Origin of the sequence: Pseudoduganella sp. R-31, from assembly GCF_049913235.1 — a bacterium.
GTDB lineage: Bacteria > Pseudomonadota > Gammaproteobacteria > Burkholderiales > Burkholderiaceae_D > Rugamonas.
Genome location: NZ_CP183986.1, coordinates 2,519,453 through 2,543,901, shown reverse-complemented (window position 1 = coordinate 2,543,901; position 24,449 = coordinate 2,519,453). Strand labels below are relative to the sequence as shown.

Annotated in this window: 21 protein-coding genes and 1 riboswitch; of the genes, 12 read left to right on the top strand and 9 right to left on the bottom strand. The window is 61.6% G+C overall.

Features of this window, described 5'->3' with window-relative positions; genetic code table 11:
- Positions 1-11: 11 nt before the first annotated feature.
- Positions 12-269: a hypothetical protein gene (locus tag ACN9MY_RS11570; RefSeq protein ID WP_426337365.1), complete on the top strand. Its 258-nt coding sequence runs from the start codon at positions 12-14 to the stop codon at positions 267-269.
- A gap of 638 nt (positions 270-907) precedes the next feature.
- The gene (locus ACN9MY_RS11565; RefSeq protein ID WP_426337364.1) at positions 908-1,114 is read left to right on the top strand and encodes a hypothetical protein; all 207 of its coding nucleotides are present in this window, start codon (positions 908-910) and stop codon (positions 1,112-1,114) included.
- Between the two features lie 764 nt (positions 1,115-1,878).
- Here the strand turns inward: ACN9MY_RS11565 and ACN9MY_RS11560 are convergent.
- A protein-coding gene (locus tag ACN9MY_RS11560) for an IS3 family transposase (protein ID WP_426317910.1) occupies positions 1,879-3,047 on the bottom strand; the annotation gives its coding sequence in 2 pieces (ribosomal slippage) (positions 1,879-2,780 and positions 2,780-3,047; 1,170 coding nt in all).
- A 295-nt stretch (positions 3,048-3,342) separates the two neighbouring features.
- Between ACN9MY_RS11560 and ACN9MY_RS11555 the strand changes: the two genes are divergently transcribed.
- The 3 genes from ACN9MY_RS11555 to ACN9MY_RS11545 all read left to right on the top strand — a co-directional run bounded on the left by ACN9MY_RS11555 (position 3,343) and on the right by ACN9MY_RS11545 (position 5,203).
- Positions 3,343-3,825: a hypothetical protein gene (locus ACN9MY_RS11555; RefSeq protein ID WP_426170766.1), complete on the top strand. Its 483-nt coding sequence runs from the start codon at positions 3,343-3,345 to the stop codon at positions 3,823-3,825.
- Positions 3,826-3,972: 147 nt separating this feature from the next.
- On the top strand, positions 3,973-4,617 hold the full coding sequence (locus tag ACN9MY_RS11550) for a GNAT family N-acetyltransferase (protein WP_426170765.1): 645 nt from the start codon (positions 3,973-3,975) through the stop codon (positions 4,615-4,617).
- A 115-nt stretch (positions 4,618-4,732) separates the two neighbouring features.
- A riboswitch (SAM-I-IV-variant riboswitch) is annotated at positions 4,733-4,835 on the top strand.
- 41 nt (positions 4,836-4,876) lie between these two features.
- Positions 4,877-5,203, top strand: coding sequence for a hypothetical protein (locus tag ACN9MY_RS11545; protein WP_426170764.1), 327 nt, complete (start codon positions 4,877-4,879; stop codon positions 5,201-5,203).
- Between the two features lie 45 nt (positions 5,204-5,248).
- Here the strand turns inward: ACN9MY_RS11545 and ACN9MY_RS11540 are convergent, their stop codons facing one another.
- Positions 5,249-5,680 (bottom strand): MerR family transcriptional regulator, encoded by a 432-nt coding sequence (locus tag ACN9MY_RS11540; protein WP_426337363.1) that lies wholly within the window; start codon positions 5,678-5,680, stop codon positions 5,249-5,251.
- Positions 5,681-5,813: 133 nt separating this feature from the next.
- On the opposite strand from ACN9MY_RS11540, the gene ACN9MY_RS11535 reads away from it, so the two are divergent.
- On the top strand, positions 5,814-7,037 hold the full coding sequence (locus ACN9MY_RS11535) for an NADH:flavin oxidoreductase/NADH oxidase family protein (RefSeq protein WP_426337362.1): 1,224 nt from the start codon (positions 5,814-5,816) through the stop codon (positions 7,035-7,037).
- A 45-nt stretch (positions 7,038-7,082) separates the two neighbouring features.
- Here ACN9MY_RS11535 and ACN9MY_RS11530 read toward each other — a convergent pair whose 3' ends face one another.
- The 5 genes from ACN9MY_RS11530 to ACN9MY_RS11510 form a co-directional block, all read right to left on the bottom strand.
- Entirely contained in the window at positions 7,083-8,531 is a 1,449-nt protein-coding gene (locus ACN9MY_RS11530) for an OmpP1/FadL family transporter (RefSeq protein ID WP_426337361.1), read from the bottom strand.
- 156 nt (positions 8,532-8,687) lie between these two features.
- Complete coding sequence (locus tag ACN9MY_RS11525; RefSeq protein WP_426170760.1) at positions 8,688-11,897, bottom strand: efflux RND transporter permease subunit; 3,210 nt, start codon at positions 11,895-11,897, stop codon at positions 8,688-8,690.
- Between the two features lie 81 nt (positions 11,898-11,978).
- Complete coding sequence (locus ACN9MY_RS11520; RefSeq protein WP_426337360.1) at positions 11,979-15,191, bottom strand: efflux RND transporter permease subunit; 3,213 nt, start codon at positions 15,189-15,191, stop codon at positions 11,979-11,981.
- A 38-nt stretch (positions 15,192-15,229) separates the two neighbouring features.
- The gene (locus tag ACN9MY_RS11515) at positions 15,230-16,414 is read right to left on the bottom strand and encodes an efflux RND transporter periplasmic adaptor subunit (RefSeq protein ID WP_426337359.1); all 1,185 of its coding nucleotides are present in this window, start codon (positions 16,412-16,414) and stop codon (positions 15,230-15,232) included.
- 225 nt (positions 16,415-16,639) lie between these two features.
- A complete protein-coding gene (locus tag ACN9MY_RS11510; protein WP_426170755.1) occupies positions 16,640-17,062 on the bottom strand; it encodes a divergent PAP2 family protein in 423 nt (140 codons plus the stop codon).
- Between the two features lie 68 nt (positions 17,063-17,130).
- On the opposite strand from ACN9MY_RS11510, the gene ACN9MY_RS11505 reads away from it, so the two are divergent.
- Positions 17,131-18,162, top strand: a complete 1,032-nt coding sequence (locus ACN9MY_RS11505) for a DUF475 domain-containing protein (RefSeq protein ID WP_426170754.1) — start codon at positions 17,131-17,133, stop codon at positions 18,160-18,162.
- The gene (locus ACN9MY_RS11500) at positions 18,162-18,524 is read left to right on the top strand and encodes a hypothetical protein (protein WP_426170753.1); all 363 of its coding nucleotides are present in this window, start codon (positions 18,162-18,164) and stop codon (positions 18,522-18,524) included. The genes ACN9MY_RS11505 and ACN9MY_RS11500 overlap by 1 nt, the downstream gene beginning before the upstream one ends.
- Before the next feature lie 113 nt (positions 18,525-18,637).
- On the opposite strand, the gene ACN9MY_RS11495 is transcribed toward ACN9MY_RS11500, so the two are convergent.
- Both ACN9MY_RS11495 and ACN9MY_RS11490 read right to left on the bottom strand, forming a co-directional pair.
- On the bottom strand, positions 18,638-20,860 hold the full coding sequence (locus ACN9MY_RS11495) for a hypothetical protein (protein ID WP_426337358.1): 2,223 nt from the start codon (positions 20,858-20,860) through the stop codon (positions 18,638-18,640).
- Positions 20,861-21,048: 188 nt separating this feature from the next.
- On the bottom strand, positions 21,049-22,026 hold the full coding sequence (locus ACN9MY_RS11490) for a serine/threonine protein kinase (protein ID WP_426337357.1): 978 nt from the start codon (positions 22,024-22,026) through the stop codon (positions 21,049-21,051).
- Positions 22,027-22,092: 66 nt separating this feature from the next.
- Between ACN9MY_RS11490 and ACN9MY_RS11485 the strand changes: the two genes are divergently transcribed.
- The 4 genes from ACN9MY_RS11485 to ACN9MY_RS11470 all read left to right on the top strand — a co-directional run bounded on the left by ACN9MY_RS11485 (position 22,093) and on the right by ACN9MY_RS11470 (position 24,432).
- Positions 22,093-22,782, top strand: coding sequence for a UPF0149 family protein (locus ACN9MY_RS11485; protein ID WP_057263497.1), 690 nt, complete (start codon positions 22,093-22,095; stop codon positions 22,780-22,782).
- A gap of 14 nt (positions 22,783-22,796) precedes the next feature.
- The gene (locus tag ACN9MY_RS11480; RefSeq protein WP_426322481.1) at positions 22,797-23,618 is read left to right on the top strand and encodes a crotonase/enoyl-CoA hydratase family protein; all 822 of its coding nucleotides are present in this window, start codon (positions 22,797-22,799) and stop codon (positions 23,616-23,618) included.
- A gap of 74 nt (positions 23,619-23,692) precedes the next feature.
- Positions 23,693-24,025, top strand: a complete 333-nt coding sequence (locus ACN9MY_RS11475; RefSeq protein ID WP_426170745.1) for a hypothetical protein — start codon at positions 23,693-23,695, stop codon at positions 24,023-24,025.
- 68 nt (positions 24,026-24,093) lie between these two features.
- On the top strand, positions 24,094-24,432 hold the full coding sequence (locus tag ACN9MY_RS11470; protein WP_426170743.1) for a hypothetical protein: 339 nt from the start codon (positions 24,094-24,096) through the stop codon (positions 24,430-24,432).
- The last annotated feature ends 17 nt before the right edge of the window (positions 24,433-24,449 follow it).

Below are 24,449 nucleotides of genomic sequence, written 5' to 3'. Positions count from 1 at the left end.
TGGAGGATGGAATGAGCGAGCGCATGAACGCACAAGAATTCGCCCGATTCGAGCGGCGTTGGAAAGCGATTTTCACTGGCTTTGCGTTGGCTCTAGTTGGATCAATCTTCGTTTTTCACTTTGGGTTGGTTGAAGGCGCTGGTATCGTTTGGTGCATTCTGATTGGAGTTATTTCACTGATTGGCGCTCTTTTCGCAGCGCATGAGCTTCGTGATCCTGCGCGCCGCGAAGGAGTCTTGGACGGATTGGATGCTCTTGATGACGATTGAACTGCAAACCCGCCTTAGGATGGTGGCTACACCCCAACCATGCATTGCGGCCGACGCCTGCAGCGCGGCTGAATTTTGACGAAAGGCGCACCAAGTGGACTTGCCGATTCTTTTCACCGTGGAACAAGCGTTCCAAATTTCTGGGCGCGGCTGCGTGCTTGCTCCCGGCATAGCCCCCACGCCCGGTCTCCCACCGGTACGCGTGGGTGACCCAATTCGTTTGGTCAAGCCGAACGGCGAATCAATCGAAACGAGAGTCCACGGAGTGGAGACGATCAACTACGGCCAGAGACCACGGCCCACGACGATCTACGTGCCAATTTCAGTACCTCATCCAATCACGAAGGACGACGTTCCACCAGGAACGCAGGTGTTTTATATCGGCCTTAATGCGAAGCAAAATAAACGCAGCGCCTGACACTTCCTACAGCTCCGTCAACCAGACCTCCGCATCGCTTCGCGCTGATGCGGCCGGTTACGTCCAATGTTATGCCACTTAGAGGAACCTATGACCGATTTTTCAAACGACACGTCTGAACCCACCAAACCTACTTTGTCGCAATCCTCGGCGAAAAAAAAGCTCCTGATTGCGTTGCCCTTGACTTTGATCGGCGCCGTTATGTGGTCCGTGAACATAAATGGCAGTATGGGTCATAATGGGCGCCTATGCGCTGGTTGGAGCGATTGAACTGGTCGGAGGCCAGTCTCTCTTCAACGCAGCAACAAACTGGGACTCACTGCCCAGCTGGAAAAAGGGTCTCATCTCAGCGCTTGTTATTGGCATCGCCATTGGCTGCATGTTCCTAACCATTCTTGGTTACGCTCGAATGACTGAATCCGCATAACCAAGTGTTCCAACCGACGTCTTCGACGCAGCTGAACCTATTCGTTGGCCATGACGAAGTTGCAGCGCTTCCTTATACTGGCTGTACTGATCGCCGCGCTAGCTTTTTCCGCTGCGCTCAATATCTCAGTCTGCGCTCGGGGCTGCACTTCAACGGTTCAAGTGTACTCGTTGCAAGCGTCGTTCCTTGTCCTGCTTAGCCTTTTCGTGTGGGTGCTTCATAAACTTTTTCGGCTCAAGCGGGTGGACGCAAATGCCAAACCTTAAAGCCAATCGGATAGCTTGCGGGTTGCGCGCTCAAGCCGTCGATTAGCACGCACGTAGGAGCGCAAACATTGAATAGCACATGCCTTATCTTCTTTCCCGAAGGTTCGTCCTCACTCCAGCAAGCGGAGCAAGAACTTACGAAATACGACTTCGACGTGAGATCGAGCGGGGGCTCGCTATTCGCGAAAAGGCTTGGATCACAGGAGTTTAAGATCACGCTTGTCCAACTTCCTCATGTTTTGCTGGAGGCAAAGGAAATTGGCCAAGGATCGGAGCACGAACAGTTTCTGTCTAAGTGCGGATCTCGATTCGAACTCTTTATTTCCGATCTGGATGCGGCTCTGGACGAAATTAACTCGCTGATGGAAGCCCAAGTCGCTTTACAGGATGCTTCATCGGGGTACCTTTTTACGCCCTGGAACGGTCAAATCATGAAGCCATGGAATGCCTCATAGTTGGGCGTACTGAGGTGTACTGTCAATAGTGGACACTCTCGTCTCAAGCTGCCAGCACTTCCTTGTTGAAGTCTGCCGCAAAGCGTGCCGGCGATTTGTAGCCAAGGCGCGAATGACGCCGTTGGCGGTTGTAGAAGATCTCGATGTACTCCGTAATGGCCGCCTGCGCTTCAGACCTGCATGCAAAGCGACGATGATGAACCAGCTCATTTTTCAAGCTGCCCCAGAAGCTCTCCATCGGCGCGTTGTCGAAGCAGTTTCCCTTGCGCGACATCGAAGTCTTCATTCCGAATTGGTTCTGCAGTTTCCTGTATTTCTCGGCGCAGTATTGACTGCCGCGATCAGAATGATGGATCAATCCCGCCGCCGGTCTTTTGTTGCGCACAGCCCGCCACAAGGCTTGCGCCGTCAAGTCCTGCGTCATGCGTGGCCCCATCGCATACCCCACCAGCTCGCAGGTGAAAACGTCCTTCACGCCGGCCAGATAGAGCCAGCCTTCCTCAGTCGCGATGTAGGTAATGTCTGCCACCCAGGCTTCGTTTGGCCGCGTCGGCAGGAACGTTTGGTTCAACAAGTTCGGCGCGACCGGCATGTCATGCCCGGAATTGGTGGTGGCCTTGAACTTGCGCTTTTGTCTGCAGCGCAGACCAAGTTCTGTCCGCAACCTGGCGACGCGATCACGCCCGGCCTCAAATCCTTGCTCCTGGAGTTCAGGATGAACGCGCAGCGTGCCATAGGTTTCGCGCGATTGCTGATGCACGGCCTGAATCGCCACCTTCAGCTTGGCGTCCTCCTGAGCGCGGCGCGACGGCTTGCGCCCCTGCCATGCGTAAAAGCCGCTGCGAGAGACATTGAAGACCCTGCAAAGCAAATCCGTCGGGTATCCGTCGAGTCGCACCGACTTCATGAACGCGTACCTGGCAGCGACTCCCTTGCAAAGTACGCCGTTGCTTTTTTTAGCACTTCCTTCTCCATGCGTTCAACGGCCAATTCTTTGCGCAGCCTAGCCACTTCCGCTTCAAGCTCCGCCACGCTGCGACTACCGGGAGCAGCCCCAGTATCATTGCTTCGCTTTGCAGCGTTAACCCAAGTCCCCAGTGTTCCCTTAGGAATGTCAAGCCGCTGCGCGGCTTCCTCCAGTGTCAGTCCCTGTGCGAGGACTAGTTTGACCGCCTCTGCCCGGAACTCCGGTGTGTATGTCTTCGATTTCATAAATGCTTCTCCCGTTGCTAAGTTTAACAAACGAGAGTGTCCGAAAAAGTCAGGTTACCTCAATAGCGGCAATGTACAACGACAAGGGTTACATGTGGTCTGGGCATAGTCCGGAGCGACGCGCTGAAATAGTGGCGGGATACCAAGTGAGTATGCTCAGTCTTATGGGCCAAATCGGAGCGGACGCTTTGGCTCCCGAGCTTGCCCAGGCAATCGTTTCTGGCGCAGCTGCATGGGATGATCTGGGTTATTTTTCACGCCTTGTGCGTCGCTCGTGACATCAAAGTCTCATTTCGTGTTCAACTTCACTCACTTCGCTCTAGTTGGGCTGATGGCTGTAGCTTTGCCGGCAGCCGCGCAGTACAGCCCTGTTCCAGACTTCGTTTCTCCCACTGAAGGAAGGACTGCACAACTTCAGGTTGCCGTTGGTGGCTCCGCTGCGATCTCCGGTCTTGTCATCTATGACGACCCGAACACCTGCCGTTCGCCAAGGCGCGTTCGGCGGCTTGAAAATCCCTTGCAGTTATCTGCGGATCGCCAGCTCACGTTTACGGCCTACCTTACCAAAGGCGATTACGCCTGCCGCATCACCTCCAGTTTCCAGCCGAAAGCTGGCCACTTCTACGAGCTATACAGCGTTCTCAGGCAAGACGCATGCGTCATCCTGGTTGGATACAGCGATCGGCAAGAAGGGCCCTACTTGAAAATTCGCGACATCGAGCAACTTCGATACGTGCCAGGAGACAGTCCGGGCAACAGCTTCTGCGAGGCCAAATGAACGCGCGCTGACCCGCCCCTTGCCTACCCCCGATTGATCTGGAATTTGCCTTGCCACTGCAAAGGCGGCGGTTGGGCGGCGAGGCTCCAAGCAACGGCGCGCGTTTGATGTTAGGCTAACGTCCTGATCTCAATCGGAGAAACCGGCTTGAAGAATATCGACCTTGCGCTGATCGAACGCTGGCTTATGGGCTGGAGCTTGTCGCGCGGCGTGCCATTGCCAGTGCCCTACGATGGTGGCTTGGTCGTTGAAGTCGGCATGCCGGCGCAATTGCGGCGCTACGTGTTTGCCGATGCAGGGCAAGCACTTCAAGCATGCGCGGATCGCATACGGGAACCATTCATTTTCCTCAAGGCCCCTGTCGAGCCGGAGGACTTGCGGCGGGCATTGCCAGCGCATTGGAGTGTTGAAGGACGCGGCTACCTCATGGCCGGACCTTCGCAGCCAAACATCAAAGTGGCGATGCCTCCGGGTTACCGGACTACTGTCGAAACCCAACACGGCGCGCACGTTGTGCGAGTGTTTCACGAAAGCCAGGAATTGGCAGCGTCGGGCCGTATTGTGCTGCACGGCCAGACCGCCATCTTCGACCAGATCGAAACCGCAGAATCCCATCGACGCCGCGGCCTGGGAAGTGTCGTCATGCACTCTCTCGATACCCTCGCGACCGAAGCCGGCGTAACCGAACGGCTGCTCGTGGCGACCGAGGATGGTCGGGCGCTCTATACCCGCCTTGGCTGGAGCGTCATTTCTCCGTGGTCTACTGCAGTTCTACCAGCGGCTGGCAGGTGAAATATTAGTGCTTTGCTCACCACTACAATGATTTGTTGCTCAACCAAAGAAATTCCGCTATATTGAACGCAAGTTCTGTATAACGAAATTCGTTTAGCGACGTTTGTTATCAACTAATCAGCATCAAGAGTCGAATTTTCGACGCCAACCTGCCTCCCCGGGCAAGGTGGAAGCCATCACGGCGATGCGGCCTATTAACGGCAACGAAGCGGGTGCGACATGGTTTGCTCCGAATCGGGCCAAGCTCTCAGGAGAAACCATGACAACTCACACCTCCCCTGCTTCCTCCCTGGACCTCAGCGCCTGGCGCAACCAGTTCCGCATGACCCACACGTTCCATCTCTCGCTGGGAACCAACGAACCCGTTGCGGGCCAGCTGGAAGCCACGCTGAAAAACTCAAACGCCCAAATCGAGAAATGGGTTATCTCGCGCCGCGCAGGCTGCTACGATCACTGTATTACCGTGAAAGGCATTGGCGATGAATCGGCGCGTGAGCTGCGCTCGGAACTGGCCTGCCTGAATGGCGAGATCAAGGTGCATGTCGAGCACATGCTCCACTTTGACAGCGACGCGGCGCAACGCTGATTCGAAAGTCAAACGGTACATTGGTTGCCGGAAGACAGAGACAGCTCAGGGCTGCTTCGGCAGCGTCGATCTCCTGCGCCCTTCCATGGCGGCCATCACCCGTTCGGCATTCTCCTTGCAGCCAACATCTGCGGGCTTTGAATCAATCAGTTCCACCAGCGACTGGAGTTCGGACTTGCTGCGCGCCAGGCGCTGTTCCAGCACCTCGATGTCGGCGATCTTCTTGCGCAGGGCCGCAAGCAATTCATCGTGCTTCCACGCCGAAGCCTCGTCCGGCAACAACTGGGCAATTTCTTCAAGCGAGAAGCCTGCATGCTGCGCATCGCTGATGATCGTCAGCACCATTACCGCTTCCTCCGGGTATTCGCGGTAGCCGTTCGATTGCCGCCTCCCTACCTTCAACAACCCTTTCGATTCATAGAAGCGTATCGCCGATGCAGCCAAGCCTGTTTGCCGAGCCAGTTCCCCAATTTTCATAGTGTCCACCCGCTGTTCACGGCATCACTATAAGCTTAAAGCCCACTTGAAGGTCAATGACCGAAATAAATGCTTGACCTTCAAGTGAACTTTAATCCTAAGGTGGAGCCATCGCAACTCACTGGACTTCACGATGAACCCTTTCGAATCACTGGCACTGCCCAACGGTGCCGTCATCCCGAATCGCATCGCCAAAGCCGCCATGGAAGAGAATATGGCGGACAAGGACCATGCTCCTTCCGCCCAGTTGATCCGGCTTTACCGCGCCTGGGCTGAAGGTGGCGCGGGCCTGCTCATAACCGGCAACGTCATGGTCGACCGGCGCGCCATGACCGGGCCGGGCGGCGTTGTGCTGGATTCCTGGCTGCACAGCGACCGCTTCCAGGATTGGGCGGCAACTGCGCAAGCCCATGGCGCCCACATCTGGCTGCAGCTTAATCACCCGGGCCGGCAGATGCCGGCCGCCCTGGGGCAGCCGACCATCGCGCCTTCCGCTGTGGCGATGGATCTGGGGAGTTTTTCGAAGCAGTTCGCAGCCCCGCGCGCGATGACGGAGGGAGATATCGCCGAAGTGAAGGAGCGTTTCATCAAGGCCGCGCAACTGGCTGAGGGGTTCGGCTTCAATGGGGTGCAAATCCACGCGGCGCATGGATACCTGCTCAGCCAATTCCTCTCCCCCATCACCAACAAGCGCGATGACCGCTGGGGCGGCTCGCTCGAAAACCGTGCCCGCCTGCTGATCGACATCGTCAAAGGCGTGCGCGCTGTGGTGGGCAGCAGTTTCGCGGTTGCCGTGAAGCTTAATTCGGCCGACTTCCAGCGCGGCGGCTTCAGTACCGACGATGCGAAGAAGGTGGTCGGGATACTCAACCCGCTAGGCGTGGACCTGATCGAACTCTCGGGCGGCAGCTACGAGGCGCCGGCCATGCAGGGTGAGGCGCGCGATGGACGTACGCTGGCGCGCGAAGCTTATTTCCTTGAATTTGCGAAGGACATCCGGTCGGTGGCGCGCATGCCGGTCATGGTCACCGGCGGCATCCGCCGCTTTGCTGTCGTCGAACAAGTACTGGCCAGCGGCATCGACATGGCGGGCATCGGCACCGCACTCGCACTCGACCCGCAACTGCCCAATGCCTGGCGCACGGACAAGGCGCAGGCTCCCCTGCTGCGCGCCATCACCTGGAAGAACAAGGTGCTGGCTTCGGTGACCTACATGGCGATGGTGAAGCACCAGCTGCGCCGCCTGAGCCGCGGCAAACCGGCCAACCCCAACGTGACGCCCGTTCTCGCGCTGTTGCAGCAGCAATGGGGCACAACGATCGGGAATTTTCGATACCGCCAGTGGGTTCAAACATAAAAAAAACCGGCGCAAGCGCCGGCTTCTCGGTTCATCCGTGGAGGATTAGAACTTATAGTTGTACGACAGGCCAACCAGCGACATGTGGGTCTTCCAGGTGCCGACGGTGGTTTCGCCGTTGCCGGTGCAGGTGCCGGCAGGTGCCAGGGTGCTGCACTGGTTTTGGTAAGTGGACGACGCGTCGTCGAACTTCAGGTAGCTGTAAGCCAGGTCGATCGACGAATTAGCCGTTACCTTCCAGTTTGCACCGAAGGAGAGCTGCTTGCGGTCCGAATCAGGCAGTGCTGGATGGCGCAGGGATGCCTTTTCCACTGGGGATTCGTCGATTGCCACACCGGCGCGCAGCAGCCAGGCGTCATTCAGCTTGTAGTTCATGCCCAGCGATGCGCGCATGGTGTTTTTCCACTGCTGGCGGATCACTTCATCGCCTTCGCCGGTGCCGACGAACTCGATATGCAGGTCTTTCATGCGGGAGTGACGGGACCAGGTCAGGTCAGCCATCAGAGCCAGCTTGTCGTCGATCTGCGAGAACACGTTGGCCGACAGGGTTTCCGGGGTCTTGATGTCAACCAGGGCGCCCGAATTGGCCTTGCGGGAGGACGCTTGCAACACGGCGTTCACCTTTGCATCGCTGGTGACGGTGGAGAAGTCCCACACCGCGTCGCCCTTCAGCTTGTGATGGATCGACGAACGGTAGGCCAGGCCGAAGCGGGTGTCCTTGGTCAGGTTGAACATGTAGCCCAGGTTGAAGCCTACGCCCCAATCCTTGCCGTCCATGGTGGCGTGGCCATCTTTAGCGGCTAACAGGGCAGCAGGGTTGCCACCGGCTAAAACGATCTTTTGCAGCAGTTCAGCACGACGCGCGGCAATCGCAGGGTTCGTGGCAGCGTTGGCGCTCAGGAACATGATGGAGCCTGGCACGTCAACGCCCTGGCCCAGCTCGGCCTTCATGAACTCGGCATCGATACCGAAGCCGAAGGAGTGACGCTCGTCCAGCTTGAACGAGACGGATGGGTTCAGGGTCACCGACTTCAGGTCGATGCTGGTCAGCGCGTAGCGGCCGGCCCAGTTGTTGTCATAGTCCAGCTTCGCGCCGTAAGGAACGAAGGCGCCGAAGCCCAACGCCCACTTGTCGTTCAGCTTGTGGGAGATGTACAGGGAAGGAGCCGCCACCGCGCTTGGAGCGTAGTCATCCTGATGCGCTGCGCCGCCGGTCGAGCCGACCTTGCCGTAACGCTGCGAGCCCTGGTCGTCGTAGGTCGAGTGCGGTACCACGGCGGTGATGCCGCCGGAGAATTGGGTGCCTTCCAGACGGGACAGGCCGGCTGGATTGGCGAAAATGGTGGAAGCATCGGCAGCTTCAGCGGTGTTGGAATCCGCAGTGCCCTGGCCGGACACGGACTGGGAACCGAAGCGGTAACCGGATGCGTTTGCGTTCATTGCGGCGGCCGACAGGGCGGCAGCAACCATCAGGGAGAGGTATTTTGGGTTCAAGGTAGGTCTCGGCTGTTCGTTATTGATATATGTTCAACCTTGCGTCATAAGAAATGCGCGAGGGCACCGCAGTCTACACCAAAACCGTACGACGGTGCTTTTTAATTGAAAATAGTTTAAGAAAAGAGGGCCCGAAAGCCCTCTGTCATAGGGGAATCAGGCGAGCTGACTCCGTTGCTTTCTGGTTACAAACGAGAGCAGCTTCATAACGAGGCGGAAGACCAGGCGCACGAAAACCAGGGCCAGGATCGCTTCTACCAGGGTCAGGATGAAGGCCAGCGCGGCGCCCCAGCGTTCATCACGGCGCTGGAACTTGGCGACCATGCGCTCCTTGGCGATCTCGATACTGTCGTAGAAGGTCGGCACGACCAGCAGGGTCAGCAGCGTCGAGGTGACGGTGCCGCCGATGATGGCCACTGCCATTGGCCGGTAGAACTCGCCGCCGTTGCCCATGCCGATCGCGACCGGCATCATGCCGGCGATCAGGGCAAAGGTGGTCATCAGGATTGGGCGCAGGCGCATCTGGCCCGCTTCGATCAGGGCCTGGTGGCGGTTGGCGCCCTCCTCTTCGCGCTTGCGCGCCGCGTCGAGCAGCAGGATGGCGTTCTTGGCCACCAGCCCCATCAGCATGATGACGCCGATCAGGCTCATCAGGTTAAGGGTGCCGCCGGTCACGATCAAGCCTACCACCACGCCAATCAGCGACAGCGGCAGCGACAGCATCACACCGCCCGGCGCCGTGAACGAGCCGAACTGCATCACCAGCACCAGGTACATCAGGCCGATGCCGGACAGCAGGCCGATGCCCATCGCGGAGAAGATTTCGCCCTGGTTCTTGCTGGCGCCGCCCACGCCCTGGCCAAAGCCCGGCGGATAATTCATTTCCTTGGCGATCTTCTTGGCGTCGGCCAGCACCTCGCCTGCCGCGCGCCCTTCCACGTTGGCGGTGACGGCGATCGTGCGCATGCCATTCTTGTGGCGGATGCCGGCCGGGCCCTTGCCCATCGAGACCTTGGCGATCTGGTCCAGCGGCACCATCTGGTTGGTGCCAGCCACCTTGATCGGCAGGCGCTCGATATGTTCCAGGCTCAGGCGGTCATCCGGATGCAGGCGCACAGCCACGTCACGCGCTTCGCCGGTCGGGTCAACCCAGTCGCCCACTTCCACTCCGGCAAATGCTACGCGCAAGGAGGTGGCGGCATCGCCGGCGGCAATGCCCATCGAGTTGGCCAGGCCGCGATTGAGTTCGATTTGCAGCTCGTCCTTCGGATCCTGTTCGGACAGGCCGACATCGACCGCACCCGGCACCTGGCGCAGCTTGGCCATGAACTCGTTGGTGATCTCCATCAGCTTGCGCGAGTCCGGGCCGACAAAGTCGATCTGCACGGCCTTGCCGCCGCCCCCGCCGCCAAAATCGTCGATCACGGTGTACTCGCCGCCCACCATGCCAGCCAGCTTCTGGCGCAGTTCGGAGGCGATCTCGCCGGCGCCGCGTTTGCGTTCGCTGCGCTCGCCGATATCGATCCAGATATTGCCGCTGGCCTGGTTGATGTACACCTCGGTCGACTTCACTTCCTTGATGCCCATGGCAACAGCGGACACCTTCTCCATCTTGCCGCGCGTGTAGGCCAGGCTGGACGAAGAAGGGGTGCGTACTTCGACTTTCAGGGCACCGTGGTCTTGCTTCGGCATGAAACTGGTGCCGCCCACTGTCGCCTGCAGCGCAATCGCGGCAACGAAGCTGGCCAGCGCAATCGCGCCCATCGAACGGCGATGGTCGAGCGCCCAGGCAATGACCTTGCCGTAGCGGGATGCCTGGCGGTCGAACCAGTGGTTGAACTTGTCCAGCAGCTTGCCGAGGCCCTGCTTCGGCGCGCTGTGGTGGTCCGGCGGGTCGCCCCAGAAGGCCGACAGCATCGGGTCCAGCGTGAAGGAGATGAACAGCGACACGGCCACCGAGCAGGTCACGGTCAGCGCGAATGGGCGGAACCATTCGCCGGCCAGGCCGGGCATGAAGGCCACCGGAATGAATACCGCCATGATCGAGAAAGTGGTCGCGGCCACGGCCAGGCCGATTTCGGCCGTGCCTTCCAGCGCAGCCGTGCGGCGGTCGGAACCATTCTGCATATGGCGCACGATGTTTTCACGCACCACGATGGCGTCGTCAATCAGCACGCCGATCGCCAGCGACAAGCCAAGCAGGGTCATGAAGTTCAGCGTAAAGCCGCACAGCCAGACCGCGATGAAGGCCGCCACCACCGAGGTTGGCAGCGAGAGCGCGGTAATCAGGGTGGAGCGCCAGGAGTTGAGGAAGGCGTACACCACGAAGATGGTCAGCACGGCGCCGAACACCAGCGCGTCGATCACGTTGTCCAGCGATTCCTGGGCTTCCTTGCCGCCGTCTTCGGTGATGTCCAGCACAGTGCCGCTGTCGGCCAGTTCCTTGTTGATTTCCTCGGTCAGCTTGCGCACTTCCTTACCCACCGACACGGCGGATGCATCACGGGCGCGAATCACATGCAGTGCCACGTTCGGCTTGCCGCTGTGCAGGCTGACGCTATTGATTTCGGCGAAGCCGTCCTCGATCTGCGCCACCTGGCCCAGGCGCACCAGCTGTTCGCCATTGCGCTTGACCACCACGTCCCTGAATTCTTCCGGGCGCTCGATGCGGCCTACCAGGCGGATCGCCTTTTCTTCCAGGGTTCCGCGCACCTTGCCCACCGGCGCATTGGTGTTCTGCATCTGCAAGGCGCTGGTGACCTCGGCCACCGAAACGTTGTACTCGCGCAGCTTCTCGGCGCGCAGCAGCACCGACAGCTCACGCCGCAGCGCGCCGTTGACGTTCACGACCGACACGCCGTCCAACGCGCGGAAGCGGTCGGCCAGCTTGTCCTCCGCCAGGCGCGAAATGGCGGCATGCGACAGCGTTTTCGACGACAGCGCCAGCTGCATCACGGGCTGGGCCGCGGTATCGACACGCTGGATCATCGGTTCCCGCATTTCCGTCGGCAGCTTGTAGCGCACCGCGGCAATGGCATTGCGCACTTCGTCCGAGGCTTCAATCAGGTTCTTGTTGAAGCTGAAGCGGATCTGGAAGGTCGCCATGCTCTCGCCCGAATTGGAGAACAGGTCGTCCACGCCGGAAATCGACTGCAGCGACTTTTCCAGGCGGTTGACCACTTCCCGTTCCACGGTTTCCGGCGAGGCGCCCGGATAGGGGATATTGATGAACAACATCGGCAGTTCAACGTCCGGCTCGCGGTTGACGCGCAGCTTGGACAGGGCCAGCAAGCCCATGGCCATCATGGCGATGATCAGGACGATCGTCGCGACGGGGCGCCGGACACTAAAATTGGAGAGGAACATCTTGCATTTTCCTTAACTCATTGGTTCAAAAAAAGGGCCCGAAGGCCCTTCTTGGTACGCGCTTGACGCGTTTCAGGCGCTTTACGCTGCCGATGGCTGGCGGCGGCCGGTCACCAGGCCAACCAGTTTCATCACCAGTCGGAACACCAGGCGCACAAAGGTCAGCGCCAGGATCGCTTCCACGAAGGTCAGCACAAAGGCCACTGCCGTATTCCAGCGCTGCTCGCGATACTTGAACTTGGCCACCATGCGGTCGCGGGTAATCTCGATGCTGTCGTAGAAGGTCGGCACCACCAGCAGGGTCAGCAGGGTCGAAGTGATGGTGCCGCCAATAATGGCCACCGCCATCGGGCGATAGAACTCACCGCCGTCGCCCATGCCGATTGCCACAGGCATCATGCCCGCGATCAGCGCGAAGGTCGTCATCAGGATCGGGCGCAAGCGCATGCGGCCCGCATACATCAGTGCATCCTCGCGGCCATAGCCCTCTTCCTCACGCTTGCGCGCCGCGTCGAGCAGCAGGATGGCGTTCTTGGCGACCAGGCCCATCAGCATGATGACGCCGATAAAGCTCATCAGGTTCAGCGTACCGCCCGTCAGCAGCAGGCCCACCACCACGCCGATCAGCGACAGCGGCAAGGACAGCATCACCGCCCCCGGCGCCGTGAAGGAGCCGAACTGCATCACCAGCACCAGGTACATCAGGCCGATGCCGGATACCAGGGCAATGCCCATCGCGCCGAACACTTCCGCCTGGTCCTTGCCGGAGCCGCCCACGTCCATGCCGAAGCCTGGCGGGTAGTCCATCTTTTCAGCCAGCTCGCGGGCTTCCTTGATCACTTCGCCGTTCGAGCGGCCTTCCACGTTGGCCGATACCGACACCATGCGCTTGCCGTTCTTGTGGCGGATGGTGGCCGGGCCCTTGCCCATGGTGATCTTGGCGATCTGGTCGAGCGGCACCATCTGGTTGGTGCCGGTGACGGCGATCGGCAGGCGCTCGATATTGTCAGGGCTGACCCGGTCTTCCGGATGCAGGCGCACTGCCACGTCGCGGGTCTCGCCGGTCGGGTCGACCCAGTCGCCGACCTCGATACCGGCAAAGGCCACGCGCAGCGACTGCGCCGCATCGCCTGCCGAAATGCCCATCGAGTTGGCCAGGCCGCGGTTCAGTTCAATCTGCAGTTCGTCCTTCGGATCCTGCTCGGACAGGCCGACATCGACCGCGCCCTTGACCTGGCGCAGCTTGTCCATGTACTGGTTGGTGATCTCCATCAGCTTGCGCGAATCGGGACCGACGAAGTCGATCTGCACCGGCTTGCGGGCGCCGTTGTTGATGTCTTCCAGCACCACGAACTCGCCGCCCACCAGGCCGGCCAGCTTCTGTCGCAGTTCCATGCCGATCTCGGTGGCATCGCGCTTGCGTTCCTTGCGCTTGCCGATGTCGACCCAGATACGGCCGCCCGACAGGTTGACGTAGGTGCTGGTCGCCTTCACTTCTTTAATGGTGTGAGCGATCTGCGCGGCCTTGTCCATCTTGGTCTTGGTGTAGTCCAGGCTGGACGAGGACGGGGTGCGCACGTCGATGGCGATGGTGCCGAAGTCCACTTTCGGCAGGAAGCTGGAGCCGCCGATGGTGCCCTGCAGCGCCAGCGCGCCAACGAAGGTCGCCACGGCAATCACAGCCATCCAGCGGCGATGGTGCAGCGCCCAGGCGATCACCTTGCCGTAACGGTCGGCCTGGTGGTCGAACCAGTGGTTGAACTTGTCCAGCACCTTGCCGATGCCTTTCTTCGGCGCGTTGTGGTGGTCAGGCGGATCGCCCCAGTAAGCCGACAGCATCGGGTCCAGCGTGAAGGAGATGAACAGCGACACCGCCACCGAGCAGGTCACGGTCAGCGCGAATGGACGGAACCATTCGCCCGGCATGCCGCCCATGAAGGCGACCGGGATGAACACGGCCATGATGGAGAAGGTGGTCGCTGCCACGGCCAGGCCGATTTCGGCCGTGCCTTCCAGTGCAGCCTTGCGGCGGTCGGAACCGTTCTGCATATGGCGCACGATGTTTTCACGCACCACGATGGCGTCGTCGATCAGCACGCCGATTGCCAGCGACAGGCCGAGCAGGGTCATGAAGTTCAGCGTGAAGCCGCACAGCCAGACCGCGATGAACGCCGCCACCACCGAGGTCGGCAGCGACAGCGCGGTAATCAGGGTCGAGCGCCAGGAGTTCAGGAAGGCGTAGACCACGAAGATGGTCAGCACGGCGCCGAATACCAGGGCTTCGATCACGTTATTCAGGGAATCCTGCGCGTCTTCACCGCCGTCGCGGGTCACTTCCAGCGAAGTGCCGTTGCCTTCTTCCTTGAATTCCTTGTTGATTTCTTCGGTCAGCTTGCGCACTGCCTTGGCCACCGACACGGTGGAGGCATCGCGCGCGCGGATCACGGCCAGGCCGACGTTCGGCTTGCCGGACCGCAGGCTGACGTTATTGATCTCGGCGAAGCCGTCTTCGATGGTCGCCACCTGACCCAGGCGGATCAGCTGGTCGCCGTTGCGCTTGACCACCACGTCCTTGAATTCTTCCGGACGCTCGATACGGCCGACCAGGCGGATCGCCTTCTCTTCCAGGTCGCCTCGCACCTTGCCCACCGGGGCGTTGGTGTTCTGCATGCGCACCGCATTGGCCACTTCGGCCACCGAGACGTTGAACTCGCGCAGCTTGTCGGCGCGCAGCAGCACCGACAATTCGCGCCGCAGCGAGCCGTTGACGTTGACCACGGCCACGCCGTCCAGCGCGCGGTAGCGGTCGGCCAGCTTGTCTTCGGCCAGGCGCGACAGCACGGCGTGCGACTGGGTCTTGGACGACAGCGACATCTGCATGATCGGGTCGGCCGAGGTGTCGATGCGCTGGATCATCGGCTCGCGCATCTCGGTCGGCAGCTTGTAGCGCACCGAGGCGATGGCGTTGCGCACCTCGTCGGACGCTTCGATCAGGTTCTTCTGGAACGTGAAGCGCATTTCGATGGTGGCGCTGCCCTCGCGCGAGGTCGAATACAGGTCGGTCACGCCGGCGATCGACTGCAGCGATTTTTCGAGGCGGTTGACCACCTCGCGTTCGACCGTCTCCGGCGAAGCGCCAGGATACGGAATGTTGACGATCAACAGAGGAATCTCGACGTCGGGATTCTGGTTGACGCGCAGCTTGGACAGGGCCAGCAGGCCCATGGCCATCATCGCCACGATCAGGACGATCATGGCGACGGGGCGCTTGATACTGAAATTGGAAAGGAACATGACTTAGTTTCCCCGGTTTCCCTGGTTTTTATACTTCTTTAGTTGCCCTTGACGGCATTGGCCGGCACCGAAGCGGATGCAACCGCCTTGTTCATCTGCAGGTCCACTTTCTGGCCATCGCGGAAGCCGGAGGCCGGGGTACGCATCACGATATCGCCCTTGGCCAGGCCCGACTGCACCTGCCAGTTGCCGCTGCGCGCATCGCGTGCGCCCATTTGCAGCGTGGCTTTGGACAAGGCCTTGTCCTTGATCTTCCAGACGTAGGTGGTGTCGCCTTGCTTGACCAGGGCCGATTCCGGCACCATCAGGGCCGACGTGGTTTCCGCTTCGATGCGGCCTTCGGCGAACAGCCCGGCGACGCGCGGCAGGTTCTTGTCGGCGAAATCGACCAGCACTTCCACCTGGCGGGTGACCGGATTGGCGGCCGGATCGACGCGCTTGACCTTGCCCAGGAAGTTCTGGCCCTGGTAGCCGTTGATGGCGAACACCACGCCCTGCCCTGCCTTGACCACGCCCACCGAGTCGGCGGAGACGCGGCCTTCAAAGCGCATCGACGCCGGGTCGACCACTTTCACCAGTTCCTTGCCGATCTGCGCGGTATCGCCGGCCGAGACCTTGCGCTCGGAGACGATGCCGTCGAATGGCGCGCGCACCAGGGTGCGGGTCAGCTGCTGGTTGGCGGCCACCAGGCGGGCCTTGGCAGCCGACAGGTCGGACTGGGCGTTATTGCGGCGCACTTCGGCGTCTTCCAGCACCTGCGAGGACACCATGCCGGAGGCTTTCAGGGTTTTCTGGCGCTGCAGGACGCGCTCGGCCTGGTCCAGCGACTGGGTCGAGGCGCGCACGGCTTCCTGGGCCGAATTCAGCGCATCGCGCAGGGAAGTATCGTCCAGGCGCACCAGCAGGTCGCCCTTCTTGACCGCTTCGCCGTTCTCCTTCAGCACCTGCATCACGACGGCGCCAACTTCGGCGCGCAGGTCGGCCTTGCGTTCAGGCTGGATGGAACCGGTGATCACCGGGCCGGACGACAGGGCATTGCTTTCCACCGTCACCAGATCTTCAGATGCAACCTGCAGCGTTGCAAGCTTCTTGTCATCGCCCTTGCCTTTCGCGTCGGCAGTCGCCGAGGCGCTGGCCTTGCCGGCTTCAGGCGCCTTGTCGGACTTGCCGCAGGCGACCAGCGCGGATGCAACGGCGAGAGCTAATAGGGTTTTACGCAACATGTGAATCTCCAGTTTGGTGGACGGCTTATTTTTGAATATGGAATGCATACTTCTGCAGCGTGCAAAAGTATCCTTTTACAGAGGGAGAGTGTCAATTCACCGCGGGCCAGACTGCGGGTTTTTAGGGCTGGACTGCAGGATTCGCGGATGAACCGCAAAAACGGTGGCTGAACTGCAAGAAAGGATTGCTACATTAGTGTAGCAATCCAGGGGTATTTGAAGGGATCAGACGCGCGGGAACAGGGCGAAGATGATGTGGCCCATGGCGATGCCGGTGGCCAGGCCGCCGGTGATCTCGATCACGGTATGGCCCATCCGTTCGCGCAGCCATTTATGGTCCGTGGCATCCTTGGCCAGGCGGTTGATCGCCGCCGCTTGGCGGCCGACGTGCTGGCGCAGGCTGTTGGCGTCAATGATCACGATGAAACACAGCGCGACTGCCACGCCGAAGGCCGGATGCCCGATGCCCTCGCGCAGGGCGATCAGGGTGGCCATGCTGGAGACCACGGCACTGTGGTTGGATGGGAAGCCGCCATTCCCGACCAGGTTGAATGCCCATTTGCGGGCTTTGATACTGTTAATCAGGAATTTGATCGGACCGACAGTAATCCAGGTCAAGACAGGCGTCAGCAGGTAAGCGAGATCCATTTATAGCGTCCTAAGGTGCAATCCCCCATTATAATCGGCGCACTAACAATTATTAATAGCAAGCAAAAATGAAGCATTTCAGGATTTCGATTATTGTCACCATCGTCTTGATGGGGCTGGCCGGCTGGTGGGGCTATAACCATGGCGGCATGTCCGCTGCGATTACCGCGCTGTGGATTACCGGCGTCCTGGGGGTGATGGAAGTCTCCCTCTCGTTTGATAATGCCGTGGTCAATGCCTCGGTCCTCAAGAACTGGAACGCGTTCTGGCAGAAACTGTTCCTGACCGTCGGTATCCTGGTGGCCGTGTTCGGCATGCGGCTGATCTTCCCGCTGGCCATCGTGGCGGCGGCGACCGGGCTGGACATGCTGTCGGTGTGGGACATGGCGCTCAAGACGCCGGAAGAATACTCGCGCCACCTGCTGGGGGTGCATGAGGAAGTGGCAGCCTTTGGTGGCGCCTTCCTGCTGCTGGTTTTCCTGAACTTCCTGTTCGACGAAGAAAAGGACGTGCACTGGATCCACTGGTTCGAGGAAAAAGTGGGCAAATACGGCACCGAAAGCCTGGCCGTGCTGCTGACCCTGGTTGCCGTGGTGCTGTGCGTACAGATGGTGCCGGAAGCCAAGCGCTATACCGTGCTGTACTCGGGCGTGATCGGTACCGCGATTTACGTGGGCGTGGGCTGGATCAGCAGCCTGCTGGAAGAAGAAGGCCATGGCGAAGTGGGCAAGGCGGTGGCCGGCGGCTCGATCGGCGGCTTCCTCTACCTGGAAGTGCTGGATGCCTCGTTCTCCTTCGACGGCGTGATCGGCGCCTTTGCCATTACCAGCGACGTCGTGATCATCATGCTGGGCCTGGCCATTGGCGCGATGTACGTACGTTCGCTGACGGTGTACCTGGTGCACAAGGGCACGCTGGACGAGTTCATTTACCTCGAGCACGGCGCGCATTACGCAATCGGCATCCTGGCGCTGATCATGTTCGCCAGCGTGAAGTATCACATTCCGGAGTGGTTCACCGGCCTGTCCGGGGTGGCGTTCATTGCCGTGTCGCTGTGGTCTTCCCTCAAATACAAGAAATTACATCCTCAGGAGTCTTAATGGGTCGTGTGCTGGTGATTGTCGGTGGCCTGCTGGCCGCCGTGGCGCTGCTGTTTGCAGCGTATGTGTGGGTGGCGTTGAGCTATTCGTATTCGGAGGGCGAGCGCGCCGGTTATTTGCAGAAGTTTTCCAAACGCGGGTGGATTTGCAAGACCTGGGAGGGGGAGATTCTTCTGACCTCGATGCCGGGGGCGATTCCGGAGAAGTTCGAATTTACCGTGCGCGATGATGCTGTCGCGTCGCAGATCGCGGCGGCCGCGGGCAAGCGGGTGGTGCTGCATTATGCGCAGCATAAGGGGTTGCCGACTTCGTGCTTCGGCGATACGCAGTATTTTGTTGAGTCGGTGAACGTTCAGCCTTGAACCGGTACACCAGCCGGATGGCCGTCCCGCCTGACCCGCAGGGTCTGGCACCTGTGACGCGACGGCCGCTGGCCAGGTGTCTGACCCCGTGGGTCAGACACCGGTTTACCGGTTTAACGGCCGCGCCACACGGCGCCAGCAGTTTCCTTCAGCCGCCCAATCACATCGCGCGCCATGGTCTCCGAATGCTCGTCGGCCGGATGCGCCGCCTTATCTTCCATCGCACTCAGCATATTCTGCGCCGCATGCTGGCGGCGTGCCTCCTGCTCCAGTAGCTTCTTCTTCGACTCCACCATCGCCGCAGTTGTCGCCGTCACCCGGCGCTGCAATTCGGCATGCGCATGAACAGTATCGACCAGGGTCTTCTGCTCCGCCAGCTTGGCCCATTCCGCCTCATTGGCCGCCACCTCAGCCGCTTCACGCTGGCGCGCCACTTCCACCAACTGTTCCTCGGCATCCGCACGCGCCTTTGCGGCCGCGGCTGCCTTCTTCTCCAGCTCAACGCGCACTTCGATCGCCTTGGCCGCACGCACCTCGGCCGCATTGGCCGCACGCTGCTGCACCAGCTTCTGGTCGATCAGCGCCAGGGTCTCACGCTCCTTGGCCACGAACTCCAGCTCCGACTTGAGCAGCGACTCCTCCGCCGCAACGCGGGCCTGCTCGGCCTTGGTACGCTCAGCCTGCGCCTTGACCAGTTCACCTGCCAGCCGCGCCTGGGCAGCGGCAGCCTCGGCAGCAGCAGCCTTGTTGGCCGCATCAAATTCAACCTGCTCAGCCATTGCACGCACGGCCGAGGCTTCCTGCTCAGCCGCCACCTGCAAGCGGGCATCGGCAGCCGCCTTGCGCCGAGCTTCGGCAGCGCCGGCGCGTTCGGCATCGACCCGCGCCTTGGCCGCTGCGGTGGCCACTTCTTCAGCGGCGATACGGTCATTCATCGCTGCCTGCGCGGCCTGCTCGGCTTCCGCGCGGGCACGCTCGGCATCGGCCAGGCGCACAGCGGCGGCGGCTTTTTCCTGGGCCAGGGCATTGGCTTGTTCTGCGGCGGCCAGTTGCGCAGCGACGGCATCGCGCTCGATCTTCTCGGCCGAAGCCTGCTCCGCTGCCACGGCGACGGAGCGCGCTGACAGTTGCTGGCGTTCGGCTGCGATGGCGGCCGCCCGCTGGTGTTCCTCGGCTTCGATGCGGGCCTGCTCGGCAGCGGCCTGCTCGGCTTGTTCGCGCAGCTTGGCCTGCTCCAGCGCTACCGCCTCCGCCTCCAGGCGGGCTCGGGTTTCGAAATCGGCTTGCTGCTCGGCCTCGACGCGGGCCATGGCGATGGCGTGCAGCTGGCGGTCGGTGTCTACGCGGCGCTCGGTGGCGGCGATGATCTGCAGGTCGGCATCACGGCGAGCCTGGGCTGCGTCGGCGGCCATGGCTTCGACGCGTTCGCGGTGCAGGGCGGCGTCGCGGATTTCCTTTTCGGTTTGCAGGCGCAGGTGCAGCGACTGGGCGGCGCTGCGGTCGGATTCGGCCTTGGCCAAGGCGATCTGTTCACGCTCCTGCTCCAGGTGTGCCAAGGCGCGGGCTTCTTCCAGCGCGCGCACTTCGGCGGCGGCGCGCTTGAAAGCGGCCTCCAGGGCCACCTGGTCGGCACGCTCGCGCTGGCGGGTTGCTTCCAGGGCCTCGGCTTCGGCCTGGGCCAGTTGTTCGGCCGTCAGGCGGGCGGCGTGGGCCTGGCGTTCGCGCTCGCGTGCAATCGTGGTCATGCGGGCGTCGGCCGAGGCCACGCCCACCACTTCATCGCGGGCGGCTTGCACGGCGGCCGCACGTTCGGCGGCTTGCAGGCGGGCCTGCTCGGCTTGCGCGGCCAGTTCTTCGGCGGCCTTGCTGGCCAGTTCGGTCAGTTTGGCCTCTTCGGCCACCTGCTCGGCGGCGCGGCGGCGGCTTTCCTCTTCAGCCCTGGCGCGCTGTTCGGCGGCCAGGCGCACCTGGATGTCGGCATCGACGCGGGCGCGCAGTTCGGCGGTTTCCTGCTTGACGGCTTCCAGGCGGGCCACACTGGCGGATGCGGCGGCGCGCAGGGTTTCCAGGCGCTCCTTGTTAATCTTGATGGCTTCTTCAGCAGCTTCGGCGTTCTGCACCGCAGCAGCAGCAGCGGCTGATTCGAGGGCGGCGCGGTCTTCGGCCAGAGCGCGGGCGCGGGCCTCGGCCACGGCGCGCGATTCTGCGGCGCACTGGGCTTTCGCCTCGGCTTCGACGCGGGCGATGGCTTCGGTGATCGCCTTCAGCTCGGCTTTCTCATGCTCAGCACGGTCGCTGGCGACGGCGTCGGTATTTGGCGGCAGTTGTGCTTGCATGAGGGTCTCGCTTGGCTTTTGGGGTGATGTTGCCATTATCGATGAGTCCAACAGGGGCGAAGCTCTTGAGGAAAGCGGGGATTTCCCGGCAATTCTCGTTTTAAAACCGGTAAGCCCGCGACACGGACTTGCGCCAGCCGCGTGGCAGGTGTCAGACCCACAGGGTCTGACACCGGGTTACCGGTTTTTCAAACTGGCCAGAGGGGAGGCTCGTCCATCAGCGCGATTTGCTCGCGCAATTCGAGGATACGATCTTGCCAGTATCGTTGTGTATTAAACCACGGAAAAGCCACCGGGAACGCAGGATCGTCCCAACGCCGCGCCAGCCAGGCCGAGTAGTGGATAAGGCGCAACGTGCGCAGGGCTTCCACCAGGTACAACTCGCGCGGGTCGAACTCCCGCATGTCTTCGTACCCGGCCAGGATATCGCCCATCTGGCGCACCATGTCGCTCCGTTCGCCGGACAGCATCATCCACAGGTCCTGCACGGCCGGGCCCATGCGGGCGTCGTCGAAGTCGACGAAATGCGGCCCGGCATCAGTCCACAAAACATTGCCACCATGACAATCCCCGTGCAGGCGGATCAGCTCGACCTGCCCTGCCCGCTCATAGCAGCGCCGCACGCCGTCCAGTGCCTGGTCGACCACCGAGCGCCAGGGTGTCACGAGTTCCGGCGGCAGGAAGTCGTTGGCCAGCAGCCAGTCGCGCGGCTCTTCGCCAAAGGAGGCAATGTCCAGGGTCGGGCGGGTGGCGAACGGCCGCGCCGCCCCTGCCGCGTGAATGCGGCCGATGAAGCGGCCGGTCCACTCCAGCACCTTGGGATCGTCCATTTCCGGCGCACGGCCGCCGTGGCGCGGGAAGACGGCAAAGCGGAAACCCTCGAATTCATGCAGGGTGCGGCCATCGCGCGCCAGCGCCGGCACGGCCGGCACCTCGCGCTCCTGCAACTCCTGCACGAAGGCGTGCTCTTCGAGGATCTGCTCGCCGGTCCAGCGCCCCGGGCGGTAAAACTTGGCCACCACCGGCGGCCCCTCTTCCATGCCCACCTGGTAAACACGGTTTTCATAGGAATTCAGCGCCAGCAGGCGGCCATCGCCATACAGGCCGATGCTGGCCAGGGCGTCGAGTACCCGGTCCGGGCTCAATTCAAGGAATGGATGCGTCATTCTCGCTATTGTAAGGGCCAGGGCGTATACTGTCGCCCTTCGACCCAATATATAGAGCACCAAGCCATGCAACTCGACCAGCCATTGACCGACAAAGAATTCGACGAACTCGACAACTTCCTGCTGGGCGACCAGAGCCCGGAGGATTCCATGACGATGGACCACCTGCATGGCTACCTGACCGCCATCGCCATCGGCCCGGAACCGATTACCCCGGCCGAATGGCTGCCGAGCATCTGGGGCGAGGACCGCAAGGACGGTCCGAAGTTCAAGAACCCGAAGCAGGAAGAGCGCATCTACAACCTGATCACCCGCTTCATGAACGAAGTGCTGGTGACCTTTGAAGTGGCGCCGAAAGAATTCGAACCGCTGTTCGTCGAGCACGAACATGAAGGCAAGGTCCTGCTGAACGCCGAGGCCTGGTGCTGGGGCTTCTGGGAAGGCATGGAACTGCGCGAGGGGTCGTGGGACGAGATCTGGGATTCCGAAGCTGCTCCGCTGATGCGCCCGATCTACCTGCTGGGCGCCGACGAGATCAAGCCGGAAGAACTGCCGGAAGTGGAAGATCCGGTGAAAGCCCACCAACTGGCGCTGGACATCGAAGCCAACCTGCCGGCCATCCACAAATGGTGGGTGCCGCGCCGCAAGACCGGCGTGACCACCGTCAAGCACGAGGAGCCGAAAGTCGGCCGCAACGACGACTGCCCGTGCGGCAGCGGCAAGAAGTACAAGAAGTGCCACGGCGCCGAGCAATAAGCACGGAGAGCCCCATGAGCATTCCAGTCCTCGAAACTGTCGCCATCAGCGTTGACGCCCACATTGCCACCGTCCGCCTGAACCGGCCGGAAAAGCTGAACGCGATGAACCTGGCCATGTGGCACGACATCCGCAGCGCCTTCCGCTACGTTGACGACACGCCCGAGATCCGCGTCGCCGTGCTGGAAGGCGAAGGCAAGGCCTTCACGGCAGGCATCGACCTGCAAATGATGATGGGCCTGGGCCAGCAGATCCAGAACGACTGCGAGGGCCGCATGCGCGAATCGCTGCGCCGCATCATCCTCGATCTGCAGGACACCCTCACCAGCCTGGAACGCTGCCGCAAGCCGGTACTGGCGGCCGTGCATGGCGCCTGCGTGGGCGGCGGCATCGACCTGGTCACCTGCGCCGACATGCGCTACTGCTCGGCGGACGCCTGGTTCTCGATCAAGGAAATCGATATCGGCATGACGGCCGACGTGGGCACGCTGCAGCGCCTGCCGCGCCTGATCGGGGAAGGCATGGCGCGCGAACTGGCCTACACGGCGCGCAAGGTGGAGGCGGCGGAAGCCAGGGAAATCCGCCTGGTCAACCGCGTGTTCGAATCGCCGGAAGCGCTGCGCGAAGGCGTGCGCGCCATTGCCGCCGATATCGCCGCCAAGGCGCCGCTGGCCGTGCGGGGCGTGAAGGAAATGATCACCTACGCGCGCGACCACTCGATTGCCGACGGCCTCAATTACAACGCCACCTGGAACGCGGCCATGCTGATGTCGGCCGACCTGCAGGAAGCCATGATGTCCGGCATGGCCAAGCGCCCGCCCGCGTTCAAGGACTGACAAGTAACAACCAGCAAAATTTGTCCACCTGGGGTCAGGAACAAAGTGGACAAAAGTTGCTATACTCGCTCGCTATGCAAACCAGGCCCGATACCCAACGTTCCGGACTGCGCCACGGCAATCGCTTGTGGCGCTGGCTGTTGGCGTTGTGCGCGATCGTGTTTGCATTGCAGTTGCTGGCGGCGTCCTCGCACAGCCACGACCTGGCCGACAAGCTGGATGACTGCGTGGCCTGCCAGATGGCCAGCCATTTCCCGGCCGACGTTCCTTCGACGCCGCCCGCCCTCCTGGCGGTCTTCCTGGCAGTCGCCTACTTCCTGGCGCGCCAGCCTTCGGCGCCAGCGGCAATTTCGCCCCAGCGCTACCTGATCCCCCAGCGGCAGGCGCCGCCCCATATCGCTTCGTGACCTGACCTCCCTGCCCGCTTGCGCGCAGGATTCCCTGTTACGTCCGCGGCATCGTGCCGCTACCCGATATGCCCATATTCCGCCGCACCCGCGTGACATCGCGGCGTGCCATCCATATTGCGCTGGCCGCCCTGCTGGCGGCCGCCTTGCTGACAGCGGTTTCCGCCGGCCTGCAGCACCGCCTCGCCCACGCCTGGAAGAAGGACGTGCGCGACGTCGCGCACGCGCATTCCTGCCTGGCTTACGATGCCGCCACGCTGGCCGAACGCCTGCCGGCCGCGCCACTCCTGCTGCCCCAGGCACAGGCGCCGGCACGCCCGCTGGCCTATGCCGAGCGGGCTTTGCCTGGCCGCCGCGCCGCACCGCCCTACCTCCCGCGCGGCCCGCCCGCCAACGCCTTGCCCTGACCAAGACCCGGCGCCGC

What these genes read in the sequence shown, in the direction of transcription:
- ACN9MY_RS11475 (WP_426170745.1), top strand. Translation starts at nt 23,693, where the DNA reads ATGCAAACCAGGCCCGATACCCAACGTTCCGGACTGCGCCACGGCAAT.
- ACN9MY_RS11535 (WP_426337362.1), top strand. Translation starts at nt 5,814, where the DNA reads ATGAACCCTTTCGAATCACTGGCACTGCCCAACGGTGCCGTCATCCCG.
- ACN9MY_RS11490 (WP_426337357.1), bottom strand. Translation starts at nt 22,026, where the DNA reads ATGACGCATCCATTCCTTGAATTGAGCCCGGACCGGGTACTCGACGCC.
- ACN9MY_RS11480 (WP_426322481.1), top strand. Translation starts at nt 22,797, where the DNA reads ATGAGCATTCCAGTCCTCGAAACTGTCGCCATCAGCGTTGACGCCCAC.
- ACN9MY_RS11520 (WP_426337360.1), bottom strand. Translation starts at nt 15,191, where the DNA reads ATGTTCCTTTCCAATTTCAGTATCAAGCGCCCCGTCGCCATGATCGTC.
- ACN9MY_RS11470 (WP_426170743.1), top strand. Translation starts at nt 24,094, where the DNA reads ATGCCCATATTCCGCCGCACCCGCGTGACATCGCGGCGTGCCATCCAT.
- ACN9MY_RS11510 (WP_426170755.1), bottom strand. Translation starts at nt 17,062, where the DNA reads ATGGATCTCGCTTACCTGCTGACGCCTGTCTTGACCTGGATTACTGTC.
- ACN9MY_RS11540 (WP_426337363.1), bottom strand. Translation starts at nt 5,680, where the DNA reads ATGAAAATTGGGGAACTGGCTCGGCAAACAGGCTTGGCTGCATCGGCG.
- ACN9MY_RS11565 (WP_426337364.1), top strand. Translation starts at nt 908, where the DNA reads ATGGCAGTATGGGTCATAATGGGCGCCTATGCGCTGGTTGGAGCGATT.
- ACN9MY_RS11500 (WP_426170753.1), top strand. Translation starts at nt 18,162, where the DNA reads ATGGGTCGTGTGCTGGTGATTGTCGGTGGCCTGCTGGCCGCCGTGGCG.
- ACN9MY_RS11545 (WP_426170764.1), top strand. Translation starts at nt 4,877, where the DNA reads ATGACAACTCACACCTCCCCTGCTTCCTCCCTGGACCTCAGCGCCTGG.
- ACN9MY_RS11525 (WP_426170760.1), bottom strand. Translation starts at nt 11,897, where the DNA reads ATGTTCCTCTCCAATTTTAGTGTCCGGCGCCCCGTCGCGACGATCGTC.
- ACN9MY_RS11515 (WP_426337359.1), bottom strand. Translation starts at nt 16,414, where the DNA reads ATGTTGCGTAAAACCCTATTAGCTCTCGCCGTTGCATCCGCGCTGGTC.
- ACN9MY_RS11495 (WP_426337358.1), bottom strand. Translation starts at nt 20,860, where the DNA reads ATGCAAGCACAACTGCCGCCAAATACCGACGCCGTCGCCAGCGACCGT.
- ACN9MY_RS11570 (WP_426337365.1), top strand. Translation starts at nt 12, where the DNA reads ATGAGCGAGCGCATGAACGCACAAGAATTCGCCCGATTCGAGCGGCGT.
- ACN9MY_RS11485 (WP_057263497.1), top strand. Translation starts at nt 22,093, where the DNA reads ATGCAACTCGACCAGCCATTGACCGACAAAGAATTCGACGAACTCGAC.
- ACN9MY_RS11505 (WP_426170754.1), top strand. Translation starts at nt 17,131, where the DNA reads ATGAAGCATTTCAGGATTTCGATTATTGTCACCATCGTCTTGATGGGG.